The organism is Aurantivibrio plasticivorans (genome assembly GCF_055392955.1).
On the sequence record NZ_AP036020.1, the window covers coordinates 171,648 to 184,872 of the forward strand.

Annotated in this window: 11 protein-coding genes; 8 read left to right on the top strand and 3 right to left on the bottom strand. The window is 47.1% G+C overall.

Annotated elements, in window-relative coordinates:
• Nucleotides 1-103 precede the first annotated feature (103 nt).
• Nucleotides 104-1,504 carry an argininosuccinate lyase gene (gene argH / locus ACZ5NB_RS00780; RefSeq protein WP_460230922.1) on the bottom strand — a complete coding sequence of 467 codons (1,401 nt, stop codon included), beginning with the start codon at nucleotides 1,502-1,504 and terminating at the stop codon, nucleotides 104-106.
• Between the two features lie 296 nt (nucleotides 1,505-1,800).
• Here argH and ACZ5NB_RS00785 point away from each other — a divergent pair, with 296 nt between their 5' ends.
• From ACZ5NB_RS00785 to ACZ5NB_RS00820, 8 genes are all read left to right on the top strand, one after another.
• A complete protein-coding gene (locus ACZ5NB_RS00785) occupies nucleotides 1,801-2,787 on the top strand; it encodes a sensor histidine kinase (RefSeq protein WP_460230923.1) in 987 nt (328 codons plus the stop codon).
• 101 nt (nucleotides 2,788-2,888) lie between these two features.
• Complete coding sequence (locus ACZ5NB_RS00790) at nucleotides 2,889-3,623, top strand: LytR/AlgR family response regulator transcription factor (protein ID WP_460230924.1); 735 nt, start codon at nucleotides 2,889-2,891, stop codon at nucleotides 3,621-3,623.
• Nucleotides 3,624-3,708: 85 nt separating this feature from the next.
• The gene (gene hemC / locus ACZ5NB_RS00795) at nucleotides 3,709-4,653 is read left to right on the top strand and encodes a hydroxymethylbilane synthase (protein ID WP_460230925.1); all 945 of its coding nucleotides are present in this window, start codon (nucleotides 3,709-3,711) and stop codon (nucleotides 4,651-4,653) included.
• Between the two features lie 86 nt (nucleotides 4,654-4,739).
• Nucleotides 4,740-5,534, top strand: a complete 795-nt coding sequence (locus tag ACZ5NB_RS00800) for a uroporphyrinogen-III synthase (protein ID WP_460230927.1) — start codon at nucleotides 4,740-4,742, stop codon at nucleotides 5,532-5,534.
• Nucleotides 5,535-5,561: 27 nt separating this feature from the next.
• Complete coding sequence (locus ACZ5NB_RS00805; RefSeq protein ID WP_460230928.1) at nucleotides 5,562-6,890, top strand: uroporphyrinogen-III C-methyltransferase; 1,329 nt, start codon at nucleotides 5,562-5,564, stop codon at nucleotides 6,888-6,890.
• Nucleotides 6,887-8,155, top strand: a complete 1,269-nt coding sequence (locus ACZ5NB_RS00810) for a heme biosynthesis HemY N-terminal domain-containing protein (RefSeq protein WP_460230930.1) — start codon at nucleotides 6,887-6,889, stop codon at nucleotides 8,153-8,155. Before ACZ5NB_RS00805 ends, ACZ5NB_RS00810 begins: the two co-directional genes overlap by 4 nt.
• Before the next feature lie 55 nt (nucleotides 8,156-8,210).
• A complete protein-coding gene (locus ACZ5NB_RS00815) occupies nucleotides 8,211-8,582 on the top strand; it encodes a diacylglycerol kinase (RefSeq protein WP_460230931.1) in 372 nt (123 codons plus the stop codon).
• A 127-nt stretch (nucleotides 8,583-8,709) separates the two neighbouring features.
• Nucleotides 8,710-9,627, top strand: coding sequence for a PilZ domain-containing protein (locus ACZ5NB_RS00820; RefSeq protein WP_460230933.1), 918 nt, complete (start codon nucleotides 8,710-8,712; stop codon nucleotides 9,625-9,627).
• 5 nt (nucleotides 9,628-9,632) lie between these two features.
• Here the strand turns inward: ACZ5NB_RS00820 and ACZ5NB_RS00825 are convergent, their stop codons facing one another.
• The gene (locus ACZ5NB_RS00825; RefSeq protein ID WP_460230934.1) at nucleotides 9,633-11,384 is read right to left on the bottom strand and encodes a methyl-accepting chemotaxis protein; all 1,752 of its coding nucleotides are present in this window, start codon (nucleotides 11,382-11,384) and stop codon (nucleotides 9,633-9,635) included.
• 37 nt (nucleotides 11,385-11,421) lie between these two features.
• Nucleotides 11,422-13,164, bottom strand: a complete 1,743-nt coding sequence (locus ACZ5NB_RS00830) for a methyl-accepting chemotaxis protein (RefSeq protein ID WP_460230936.1) — start codon at nucleotides 13,162-13,164, stop codon at nucleotides 11,422-11,424.
• Nucleotides 13,165-13,225 lie beyond the last annotated feature (61 nt).

The window sequence follows — 13,225 nt, forward strand, 5'->3', positions numbered from 1 at the left end:
TTGGCACTAACAAGTACTCGTTAGCCGAAGTAAAAGTATGGTAGCAAAGCGGCTGGGCGAAACCGATACCGCTTTGGGAAGGAGTCGGGACCTAAAGAAGGCTTTAACCGCGTTGAGAGAGGTTTTTCTGAGCCTCGGTCACTGCGGCTCGTACTTGATTGGGCGCGGTGCCACCAATGTGATCACGAGCCGAGACAGACCCCTCGAGCGTTAATACGTCGAACACGTCGCCTTCAATCTCTTTCGAAAACTGTTGAAGCTCGTCGAGTGACATTTCAGAGAGATCTTTTCCAGTATCAACACCGTGTGCCACTGCTTTGCCGACGACTTCGTGCGCATCGCGGAAGGGAATGCCTTTGCGAACTAAGTAATCGGCGAGGTCTGTGGCAGTCGAAAACCCCGAGATTGCGGCGTTGCGCATATTATCGCGTTTGGCTCGCATGGCGGGTGCCATATCGGCAAAGGCTCGAAGGCAATCTTTTACCGTATCAATGGTGTCAAAGAGTGGCTCTTTGTCTTCTTGATTATCCTTGTTGTAGGCTAACGGTTGTGACTTCATTAAGGTTAGCAAGCTGATAAGGTGTCCATTGACGCGTCCTGTTTTGCCTCGCACTAGCTCAGGTACATCAGGGTTTTTCTTCTGCGGCATGATCGATGAGCCTGTGCAAAAGCGATCAGGTAAGTCAATAAACGCAAATTGCGCAGATGACCACAAGACAATCTCTTCACTGGCGCGGGATAGATGGGTCATCAGTGTGGCTGCAAAGCTACAAAACTCGATGGCAAAGTCTCGGTCACTTACGGAATCCAAACTGTTGCGCGTCGGCGCGTCAAATCCGAGTAATTCCGCAGTGTAAGCGCGATCGATTGGGTAGCTGGTGCCAGCTAAAGCGGCAGCACCGAGAGGTGATTGGTTGACGCGCTTGCGACAATCCTGAAGACGATCGTAATCGCGTTCTAGCATCTCGTACCAAGCCAGCAAGTGGTGTCCGAAGCTAACGGGCTGCGCCGACTGCAAATGGGTAAAGCCGGGCATAATGGTGTCGGCTTCTTGGGCTGCCAGTTGTACGAGCCCACTTTGCAAGCGTGTAATCTCTTTGCTGATCGCATCAATTTCATCTCGCAGATAGAGACGAATATCTGTGGCGATCTGGTCGTTGCGCGAGCGACCGGTGTGAAGCTTCTTCCCGGTGATACCGATGCGCTCAGTTAGCGCTGCTTCGATATTCATATGCACATCTTCTAGGCTGACTGACCAGGCAAAGTCTCCTGCCTCAATGTCGGCCTTGATGGCTTGCAAGCCATCAACGATCTGAGCTTTTTCATCATCGGTCAGCACGCCCACTTTGGCTAACATCGTAGCGTGTGCAATTGAGCCTTGGATGTCATGGTGATATAGGCGCTTATCAAACTCAATTGACGCAGTAAAACGCTCGACAAAGGCATCGGTTGGTTCGCTGAAGCGGCCGCCCCAGGGTTTATCGCTAGATTTTTGGTTGCTCATGCACATATTTCCGAAAAAATTACGGTAAATCAATTGACTAGGGATAATAGTACGCCATAGGATGACGACTAAATTTCGCTGGCTGGAAGAATGGCGCGCCAAACCTCCCTAAAAATCGCGGAGCATTATAGCGCAGCCTCATCAGAATAATTAGACGCAAACAGCTAGCTAGGAATTATTTCGTAGTAGCCAAAACAGATGGCAGCTATTGGGGGCTAACGATTAGTACGCAATCTAAGCTGATAACCCGGCACTCTGTCGAGCAGCGCGGGGATTTTCTACCTGACCTATGCAAGGTGCAGTCGGTATTTACGCTCGTTATTGCTGGCGAACTGCTGGCGTTAGCGTTAGTGCTCGCCGATACTGGCCTCTACCCATTGGATTGGGAGCAATTAGGCATGGTGTCTTTTCTCGTGCAGTGGATTGTTCTGCTGAGTGCTGCGCTATTGTGTCCATTGCGCAATTTTTTGGCGAATCACTCACTGGTGCTAGCCGGTTTTCTCAGTTTCTCATTGATTCTCTGCGTTTCGGTGTTCGTGTCAGTCTGTGCCGAGTGGTTGATCGATAGCGAATCGGGTTTCGATGCCTGGCAAGTTGCGACCAATCTAGTGCTGACCGCCATCTTTGCTGGCATCGTGCTGCGTTACTTCTATATCCAACAGCAGCTGCGTGCGCAAGAAGAGTCTGAGTTAAAAGCACGCATCCAAGCGCTGCAATCGCGCATTCGCCCACACTTTCTATTCAATTGTATGAACAGCATTGTCAGCCTGATTGGGTCTGATCCTGATCGAGCTGAACGCGTCGTAGAAGATTTGTCTGATCTGTTTCGAGCGAGCTTGGCGGAGCCAGGAAAAGTACCGGTCAAGCACGAATTGTCGCTCTGTCGTCAGTATTTAAGCATCGAGCAGATACGCTTGGGTAATCGGTTGCAGGTAGACTGGCAAGTAGAAGAATTGCCTGAAAGTGTCACTATCCCTAGCCTACTTTTACAGCCGATCATTGAAAATGCGATTTATCATGGCATTCAGCCTCGCAGCGAAGGCGGCACGGTTGAGATCTCAGCAAATGCAAGGGACAATCGCTTCACTGTTGTGGTGCGCAACCCCTTGCCGAAAGTGCGCGACAGTAGCGGAAGTGAAACGATAGCGCCGAGTAAACCGGGTAATCGGGTTGCGCTTGAAAATATTCGTCACCGTTTAGCGGCGTACTATGGAGAGCGCGCAGTATTTGAAGCGCGGATTCTCGGCGACATTTATGAAACTGAAATTAGCTACCCCGTATAGAGTGTTGCGGGGCGGGCTAAACATTGCGGAGGCGTCAGTTGGCAGGCTCCGCAACACCTTTAAACAAGAAACCAACAGCATAAACAGTTAGGAATGAAACTATGGATGTTCTGGTCGTCGACGATGAACCCCTAGCACGTGACCGCTTGGCGCGCATGGTAGAAAAATTGGAAGATTGCCACGTTGTGGCGCAGGCTGAAAATGTTGAGCAGGCGCTACAAGCGGTTGCAGAACACGATCCGGATGTCGTGCTGTTGGATGTCCGCATGCCAGAAGAAGATGGCTTAAGCGCGGCGAAAAAGATCACCACGATGGATGACCCTCCCGCTGTGATCTTTTGTACAGCCTATGATGAATATGCGTTGGATGCATTTTCTACCGATGCAGTAGGTTACTTGCTTAAGCCGGTAAAACTGGAAGACTTGGAAACCGCATTACAAAAAGCACAAAAGCTCAATAAAGTGCAGCTCGCAGCTCTCTCTGAACGCCAAGCGCCAGCTGATCAACGCAAACACATTAGCGCCAAAACGCGTCGTGGTGTAGAGCTGATCCCGCTGGATAACGTACGATTTTTTATTGCCGACCATAAGTATGTCACGGTCTATCACATCGAAGGTGAGACGCTAATTGACGATACGCTGAAAGACTTAGAGAACGAGTTCTCCAACCTTTTTGTCCGTATTCACCGCAATGCTCTAGTCTCAATCGATGCCATTGAAGGTATGGAACGGAATGCGCAAGGTCAATACAAAGTGCGCTTAAAAGGTATTGAAGAAAAGCCTGTAGTGAGTCGCCGCCATGTGTCGCGGCTGCGAGAACTGCTAACCACCATGTAAAAATGGTAGAATCAGACGGCAGCTTCGGCTGCCGTTTTTTGTCCTATCATTATCGCGGCGAGTCGTTGGCCGCCTGGAATACATCATGTCTACTGAACAAACCAAACTCATCCGTATCGCAACCCGTAAGAGCGCACTAGCCTTGTGGCAAGCGGAGTTCGTTAAGGCTGAACTACTAAAGCACCACCCTGACGTAGCGGTGGAGTTAGTGCCTATGAGTAGCCGGGGCGATGAGGTGTTAGATGTCTCGCTCTCGAAAGTAGGGGGCAAAGGTTTGTTTGTGAAAGAGCTAGAAAAGGCCATGCTCGATGGTCGAGCTGATATTGCGGTTCACTCAATGAAAGATGTTCCCATGGAGTTTCCGGAAGGGCTTGATCTGGTTACCATCTGTGAGCGTGAAGACCCGCGTGATGCATTCGTGTCAAATCACTATGCGACAATAGACGATCTGCCACAAGGTGCGAAGGTGGGTACCTCCAGTTTACGACGACAGTGCCAATTACTAGCGTATCGTCCAGACCTCAAGATTGAGTTTTTACGTGGTAATGTGAATACGCGCTTGGCCAAACTCGATGACGGCCAATTTGACGCAATCATACTAGCGACTGCAGGACTGGTGAGGTTAGGTTTTCATGATCGCATTCGTGATCGTTTATCAGTAGATATTAGTTTGCCAGCAGGTGGTCAGGGTGCAGTAGGCATTGAATGTCGCATGGCCGATCAGTGGATTGTTGACTGTGTAAAAAGTTTGCACCATGAGCCTACAGCACAATTGATTTACGCTGAAAGGGCGGTGGTGAAGCGCTTAGAAGGTGGCTGCCAAGTTCCGATCGCGGCCTATGCTATTCCAGCGGCTAATACCGAGGGTGAACTATATCTCCGAGCATTGGTGGGGTCAGAAGATGGTCAAACCATGGTACGGGATGAAGCGCTTGGCAACGTTGTCGATGCGAGTCAGATTGGTGTTGATGTTGCCGATCGTCTCATCGCAGCGGGCGCTGATAAATTACTGGCAGCGCTGCGAGGATAAGTAAACCTCGTTGGTTTATCGCGCCGCCGCATGGCAAATTATTCATTTCCTGCCGCGGTATTGTCACAACAAGAAATAAATTATCCATGGCTAAACTGTCTGGTGTGCAAATCATAGTGACTCGGCCGCGCCAACAGGCTGAGACGTGGGCTGCACAGCTATCTTCACTGGGTGCGCAAGCACTTGTCTCACCAGTTCTAGAGATTTGCCCACTCCATGACGAGACAGCTAAGCAGCGCATCAAGCAAACCATTCTCGATATCGATCAATACCAAAAAATTATTTTTGTCAGTCAAAACGCGGTCAGCTACGGCTTTGATTGGATGGACCAATATTGGCCACAATTTCCGCTGGGGGTGTCATATTTCGCGGTGGGTGAGGCAACTGCAAGGCTGGCGCGAGAAAAGGGTTTAGATGTCACTGAAGCCGGTGTTGCAATGAACAGCGAAGCGCTGTTGGCGCTTAAAGAGCTGACAAATGTTGAACAGCAAAAAATACTGATCATGCGCGGTGTAGGCGGTCGTACACATCTAGCGGACGAACTCTCTAAACGTGGTGCTAAAGTCGAATATTGTGAGCTTTATCAGCGGCATCGGCCGTCGACGGTGCTGGAAGATTTTAAACGTAGCGTAGAACTAGTCGAGAAAGATCGCCTTGTTCTCAGTGTTCATAGTGGTGAAAGTTTGGAGAATCTTAACGAAGTGTTAAAGTGTCAAACACACTCTTTTTATGATACACCATTGCTAGTGCCTGGCGCGCGAGTAGCAAAAGTAGCAAGCGACTTAGGCTTTTCCCAGGTCATTGTAGCGATGAATGCAACGGACAAAGCGATGACCCAAGCACTTATTGCGTGGCGACAAGCGCACGCTGGCAACGCGTAGAGTCAGTGATAAACAAGACAACATACTATGAGCGATAAAAAAACAATACCCGAGCAGTCTGATGCCGAGTCGCAAAACGACACTGTGTTAGATGCGAGCCAAGATAAGCCCAACGCAACACGGGAGCCTTCTAACGCGTTGCCTTCCTCATCTACGGACGTTAGTTTTGATCAGCCGGAACTGGATGACATAACTGTAACAGGAAAGCCGCGTCGGCAAAGTAAGCGCGGTACCATAGGTGTTTGGTTGCTCGCCTTGTTAATGTTAATCCTATTAGGTGGTACAGCTGGGGGTGGGTATTGGATGTGGCAGCAACAACAATTACTTGAAAAACAACAAACTCAGTTAGCGACCGATTTGGGAAATACCTCGGCGACATTGGTGGCAGGAACTAATGCGCTATCAAAAAAACAGCTATCACTTACAGAACAATGGCAGCAGCAAGAACACACTGTAGTCGAGTTGGCCGAGACGGTTGAGCAGCAGCAGTTAGCGTTGCAAAGTATTAGTACACAGTTGTTAGCGCTGACCTCGACGACGAATGACGATTGGAAACTTGCCGAAGCGCATTACTTAACTCGTTTAGCGGGTCAACGCTTATTGATGGAACGTGATGCAGAAAGCGCGCTGGCGTTGTTGCTCGCGGCGGATGAAATAATCAGTCATCGGTCAGATCCCGCGCTTTATGATATTCGAAAGCAACTGGCTGATGATATCGCATCCTTGAAACTAGCAGATGACTTTGATCGGGAAGGGTTGTTCTTATCCTTATCGGCTATCGGAAATATCGTCAATATTCTACCGAAACCTTTCCCTGAAAATTTTTCGGTCGTCCAATCCATCAAATCTGAACTACCAGCTGATATTGCTACCGAAGACGACTCTTCATGGTGGGAAAAAATCCAAACAAGTTTCTTTCAATCGCTTTCTGGATTGAAAGGCTTTGTGCGCATCACTCATAGCGATGAAACACTCGATGATATTTTATCGCCACAAGCACAATCTCAGTTGCATACTAGTTTGCGGCTAAATATTGAGAATGCGCAGTGGGCATTGCTTCGTGAAGAAACACTGGTGTATCAAGAAAGTCTGCAACGAGTAGATGAGCTGCTAAAACGATACTACCCGTTGTCCGACCAAGCGAAACAACTAAGTGAGCAAATCGCTGAGCTCAAAAATAGAAATATTGTTCAACAAATTCCCGATATCTCTGGCTCAACACAAGTGTTAGGCCGTTATTTAGAAAAAATACACAAGCTGGGTGGCGCGACGACCGAGCAGTTGCCAACTGAGAATAAAGTTAATCAGTCAACTAACGAAAGTGAAAATGACTCGACCCAAGGTGAGTTGCCATGAAGCGGCTCTTTCTTCTCATCGTTGCGAGTTTATTTGCTGGTGCGTTTCTATTCCAAAAGATCAGTGAAGGCAGCGGCTATGTTTTGATAGCTCTTGGTAATACGCGAGTAGAGATGAGCTTTTGGGTGGCGCTTGCGCTGATAATCTTACTCGTATTGCTGAGTATTCTAGTGTGGTGGTTGATTGCACGTAGCTGGCGCATCGTTTCGTTAGGTGGAAAAACACTGGGTGTGCGCTCTAACCGCTGGGTACAACAACGGACGGCCAAAGGAATTATCAATTTTATTGAGGGCAACTGGACATTGGCGCGCAAGCATTTGATAAGATCGGCACCTAGAGCTGATTACCCTTTGATTAATTATCTTGCCGCAGCACGTTCAAGCTATGAGCTGGGCAATACACAAGAAGCATTTGATCTACTGCATAAGGCTGAACGTTCGTCTCCTGATAGTGGGCTGGCGGTAGCCCTAACACAGGCGAGAATGTTATTGGTTGGGCAAAAGTACGAACAGTGCCTGGCAAATCTAGAGCGTGCTAAAAAAATTGCGCCTGATCATCCTGTGGTCTTAGATTTATTACAGCAAACTTATCTTCGTTTAGAAGATTGGTCTGCGCTGAAAGCGATCATCCCTGAATTAAAGCGCTATGACGTAATGGATGAGCATGCGCTGTATGATCTAGAGCGGAAGTTGTATCTTTCATCTTTGATAGAGGTTGCCAATAAGGCAGAGTTTCAAAATAGGGAGGCTGGGGGCGCGCGTTTGAAAAAGGAGTGGGATGCCATTCCATCCGCTCTCAAAAAAGATGTATCGGTTATCGTACTCTACGTCGAAAAGCTGCAGTTAATGGACATGGGGCAGGAGGCATTTCGTATACTCCGCCATGCACTGAAACAAAACTGGCATAATCAACTGATAAACTTGGTTGGCCGGGTTAATAGCGCCGACCCGAAAAAACAATTGTTGGTTGCAGAGGGTTGGCTCAAAGAGCGTCCAGGAGACGCAATGCTGATGCTTACTCTAGGCCGGCTTAGCTTGCTAAATCAACAGTGGACACAAGCGAAAGAGTATTTTGAGAGTAGCTTGAAACTTGAAAAATCAGCCGAAACCTATGCCGAGCTTGGGCGACTGTGCGGGCATCTAGGTGAGTACGAGCAAAGCAGTAATTATTACCAGGCAAGCTTAGGGTTGGCAGCAGACGCGCTTCCAGCACTACCGATGCCGGGAGTACCTAGTGCTATTGGAAGCGCTGCGGCGTTAACCTAGTGTTGAAAGCTGCTAGTTAAACGGAAAGCCATAGATAAGCGAGATCTAGAGCCATATGAGTGCAGTGACAAATGAAATAATTCGCTTGAAAAACGCAACACGGTTCTCTATGCAAGGTTTGGTTAAAACATGGCATAGCGAAGCGGCTTTTCGTTTTGAAGTTGTGCTGGCAGTCATACTTATCCCTCTCGCTGTAGCACTACCGCTTGTTGTACTCGAAAAACTATTTCTAGTGGCGACGGTCGTCTTAGTATTGGTTGTCGAACTATTAAATAGCGCCGTCGAAGCGGCGGTCGACCGAATCGGTAGTGAACATCATCCGCTAAGCGGTCAAGCAAAAGATATGGGCTCAGCCGCCGTTTTTATCTGCTTGCTGTTTACAGTCTTTAGTTGGTTAGTCATTTTAGCTAACCGCTTTCTCGCCTAAGCACGTTCAAACAAACCGCCACAACTAAAACTTCCAGTAGATCGCGATTCCCTGTCTATACTGAAATGGGAGGCCTTTTGTTTGCGACAGAGACGAAAGGGTACGACTGTTCTACAGGGAAGGCATTATGTCGTTTTTCAAGCCGAAAAAACCAATTAAAAATAAAGTGGCGGTTTCACCTGCCCGTCATCTTGAAACAGTGAAGCGAATTATCAGCTGCTTTGTTATTGGCGGTCGCGTGCGTTATATAGTGGATTTTGAGGAAACGGCTCGTCTCGAAAGTTTGGTGATTGGTTACAACATCAACGGCCACCTGGTGTTTCAAAAAAATCAGGTTGTGAGCGACCCTGACCACATTTTACCTGGCTTCACTCTGTTGCTAGAAGACCGACAAGAAGATATTGAATATATCGATTGTTTCAGTATTCTCATACCCAGTGATATAGGAGAAGAGCGGAAGCTGGATTATCAGACGCGAGCGTCCCTTGGTCGACGAGGTCCGTTTGCCGTCGGTAAAGACTTCAGTTTAATGTCGTTGAACCCGGACCGAGAAAATATCCGACTCAATGCAGAAGTCAAAAAAAATATTTTGCTTAAGGATGGGATACATGCTGGCCACACGGTGGCGCAACTGGATGTGTTGATGGGGTCGGTGGAAAGCTATGAGCTGCGAGACGCGGTGCGTGTGCCGATTTATGTAGCAGCAAAAATATCACCTGCAGAGAACGAAGAGTATTCTCCCGCTTACGTATTAGATATTTCAGAAAAAGCGTTGCGGTTTATTCCAAACCCACCGAGTGCATCGCATCGTTGGATCAAAAATAATACAAAAATCCACATTAATGTTTCTTTATTGCAAGGAAGGCAAGAAATTGTCTTACGCTGTGTTGTGATATTGCAGCGAGGGAACGAATGGGTTGCAAACATAGAAAAAATACGTCGACAAGGAAGGTTTGTTGAATTCGAAACCATCGATGCCATGGAGCTAAAAATAGCCTTGCTGAATACCTCCATGGAGAATGAGCTCTCGACGAAATCGCAATAGCTGAACTAAGAGACTTTGAATTGCTTTACTAGGTCTGCCATGGCTTGCGTGTCACCATTAAGTTCTTTGCTAGCTTGCATGTTTTCTTTGGCGGCTTCTAGTGTTTCCTTGGAGCCACTTGCAATGGTTTGACTGCTTTGCGCCATCTCTTGGGTAACTTTTGATTGTTCTTCAACAGCGCTGGCAATTTCAATATTCATTTGTGTAATTTTACTGACGTGTTCAATGGCCTGCTGGAGAACATCGCTGGCTTCTGTCGCTGTTTTCACGCATATTTCAGAATGGTTCAGGCCATCTTTCATTGCGCTGACCACGTTCTTCGTCCCAGATTGCAAATTTTCAATTATTTCATGAATTTCCGATGTAGAACTTTGTGTACGTTGCGCTAACGTGCGCACTTCGTCGGCTACAACGGCAAAACCACGCCCCTGTTCTCCGGCTCGCGCGGCCTCGATAGCGGCGTTCAATGCTAGCAAATTGGTTTGTTCGGCTATGCCAATAATAACCTCAAGCACAGAAGAGACTTTATTGCTGAAGCTCTCCATGCTTGCCACTTGGTTTTGAGTATTCAGGAGAGCATCTGAAAGTTGCTGAATAGAGCGGATATTTTTGCTCATTGAACTTTGAGCTTGGCCCGTCGCTTCTTCGGTGGACCTGGCGGCATCTGAAGACTCGATAGCTCTATCAGCGACACTTTTAACGGAATAAGAGAGTTCATTTGAGGCGCTGGCCAACATTTCCGTTTCTGATAATTGTTCGTCGGAATGATCTACGATTGATTGCATCGACCCTGATAAACGTTGCGACAGCCCGCGAATGTTATCGTTTGCATCGGCAACGCTGGTGACTATGTGGGCAATTTTTTCAACGAACGTATTGAACCCCAAAGCCAATCTGCTTAACTCATTGTTTCCGGAAATATCCAAACGCCTGGTCAGGTCGCCTGTTCCGTGAGAAATGTCTGTCATCAGCTCAGCGATTGCATTAAGCGGTTGAGAGATGGATCTAGAAATAAATAGCGCTATGACAAAAATCAGTGTTAGGAGTATGGCACTATAGATGGCCATCTCTGTTACCCAGTCGTAGAAAGCGATTTTTTCATCATCGCGAAATACAACGCTGATAACGACCCATTCCCATGGTTGAAAGTAAGTCGAGTAGGCCATTTTTAGACTGGCATCGTCAGGGAGCTTTGCAGGGTCAACGTCGATAGGCTGAGTGACGGGTACAGAGTCTTCCTCAGCATAATACAGGTAATACTCAGAAAAGCCTGTATAGTCGGTTGGGTGAACGACTTTGATGACAGACATAACATCTTTCAGCGGCCCATCTAGTCCGATTCTTTTACCCGCGTCGGCCTTGCCGCGACGATTGATGGCTAAACTTTGTTGATATAACTCCGGTGTTTCGTCTTTATACGCAAAGTCTAGAAATGGATGAGCTAAAAGCATCTCGCTCGTATGGAAAATCATTGCGTAGTTTCTATCATCTAAAGCTTGGGACCGAATAGCGGCTTTGGCTTGCTGTTTAGCTTCTGCTTCCGTCAGTTTGCCAGAATCAAATTGCTGATAATAATAAGTAATGGTTTTTAGCGCTACATTGGTGAGCTTAATGTATTCGCTTTGCTTCAATTGAAAATACTGAGTTTGGGCTTTGTTCACCGCCACTATAGCAATCGACAAGATGCCTATAATGCTGCAGAAAATGAGAATCCAAATTCGCTGTCTGATCGACAGTTGTTGTAAAAGTTTAGACACTGGAAAGACCTTCCCGTTATGTTATTCGTCAATAAATCTACACTTTAAATTGAGCAACCAAATCGTTTAATGAGCGCGAATCATTATTTAACTCGTGACTTGACTGCATATTGCTATTGGCAGCATCTAGTGTTTCTTTCGACGTGTTTGCGATAGTCTGGCTACTCTGAGCAATTTCCAGTGTCACCTTGGATTGTTCATCTACTGCACTGGCAATTTGTATATTCATTTGTGTGATTTTCGATACGTACTCAATTACCTGTTGTAATACGTCGCTGGCTTCAGTAGCAGTTTTTACGCATATCTCTGAGTGGTCTAGGCCATCTTTCATAGCTCGCACGACATTTTCAGTGCCTGATTGAAGGTTTTCAATAATGCTATGGATTTCAGCGGTAGAACTCTGCGTTCGCTGAGCCAGAGTTCTAACTTCATCGGCGACTACGGCAAACCCTCGACCTTGCTCACCCGCTCGAGCTGCTTCAATAGCAGCATTGAGGGCAAGGAGGTTCGTTTGTTCTGCAATGCCGACAATCACTTCTAATACCGACGATACTTTATTGCTGAAAGTTTCCATGCTAGTAACTTGGCTTTGAGTATTTAGTAGAGCATCCGCCAACTGTTGAATCGAGTGAATATTCTTTGCCATGGAGTTTTGAGCTTGGCTCGTTGACTGCTCAGTTGACTGGGCAGCTTCTGACGATTCATTGGCGCGTTCGGCGACACTTTTTACCGAATAAGAAAGCTCGTTTGATGCACTAGCTAATAGTTCGGTTTCAGAGAGCTGGCTTTCTGAACGTCCTACGGTTGATTGCATGACGGTCGTCATTTGTTGCGATAAACGCATTATATTTTCATTGGCTGACGTAACGTGCTGAACTATGGTCGAAATTTTTTCAACAAAAATATTGAATGTCCCTGCGAGCTGACTCAATTCATCACTACCGGTTGGATCCAAACGCTTCGTAAGGTCGCCGGTGCCACTGGAGATGTCGGACATGAGTTCGACGGTAGCATGTAGCGGTTTTGTGATAGAGCGCGATATTGCGAAAGCAAATAAAAAAAGAGCTATTATGATGACCGCAGAGACGGTCACCATGTTGATTAGCCAGGAATAAAAGCTTTCTTTCACGTCGTCTAGATAAACCGACGTGAAGATAACCCAGTCCCAAGGTTCGTATAGTGTGCCATACCCCATTTTGAGTTCCGCTTGTTCAGATAGGTTGGGGTCATCGGGCTCTTGGACAACGCCTTGCTTTTCTTCAGTTAAGTAAAGGTAGTATTCAAAAAAACCGGTGTAGTTGTCGCTATGGGTTTTTTTAAATACATCGAAGCCAGACAGTGCAGGCCGTCCTAATCCCAAGGTTTCACCAAACGTCGCCATGGCTTCTCGATCGTATTTAACTGACGCGGCAATTTGTTCGGGGGTGTCATCGGAGTAGACTGCAGCAATGAAAGGGTGTGCAACCATTAAACCGTGCGTGCGATTATAAATATAAAAATAGTTGCGATTATCTAAAGCTAGACTTTTAACCGCTTCTTTGGCCAGTTTACGTGCTTGGACATTGTCTAGCTCCCCTAGCTCGGCAGCTTGATAATAAAAATTGATCAGTTGTTTCGCTGTGTCCGTAAGCTTCACGTACTGCTCTTGTTTCATCTCCATAAATTGATTTTGTGCTTGCTGGATAGCAATCGTCGCAAGTAAGGCAAGACCTAGCATGCTGAGCAAAACTAGCGCCCAAATTCGTTGCCTAATCAATAGCTTTCGTAGAATTGATCCCATGAATATATCTCGAGTAACCAGCCGCACTTATTAAGCGTAGCTCAGATATCAAGATATGGAG

Excerpts from the sequence above, each read along its gene's own strand:
- argH (WP_460230922.1), bottom strand. The coding sequence starts at position 1,504 with ATGAGCAACCAAAAATCTAGCGATAAACCCTGGGGCGGCCGCTTCAGC.
- ACZ5NB_RS00810 (WP_460230930.1), top strand. The coding sequence starts at position 6,887 with ATGAAGCGGCTCTTTCTTCTCATCGTTGCGAGTTTATTTGCTGGTGCG.
- ACZ5NB_RS00800 (WP_460230927.1), top strand. The coding sequence starts at position 4,740 with ATGGCTAAACTGTCTGGTGTGCAAATCATAGTGACTCGGCCGCGCCAA.
- ACZ5NB_RS00820 (WP_460230933.1), top strand. The coding sequence starts at position 8,710 with ATGTCGTTTTTCAAGCCGAAAAAACCAATTAAAAATAAAGTGGCGGTT.
- hemC (WP_460230925.1), top strand. The coding sequence starts at position 3,709 with ATGTCTACTGAACAAACCAAACTCATCCGTATCGCAACCCGTAAGAGC.
- ACZ5NB_RS00830 (WP_460230936.1), bottom strand. The coding sequence starts at position 13,164 with ATGGGATCAATTCTACGAAAGCTATTGATTAGGCAACGAATTTGGGCG.
- ACZ5NB_RS00815 (WP_460230931.1), top strand. The coding sequence starts at position 8,211 with ATGAGTGCAGTGACAAATGAAATAATTCGCTTGAAAAACGCAACACGG.
- ACZ5NB_RS00805 (WP_460230928.1), top strand. The coding sequence starts at position 5,562 with ATGAGCGATAAAAAAACAATACCCGAGCAGTCTGATGCCGAGTCGCAA.
- ACZ5NB_RS00790 (WP_460230924.1), top strand. The coding sequence starts at position 2,889 with ATGGATGTTCTGGTCGTCGACGATGAACCCCTAGCACGTGACCGCTTG.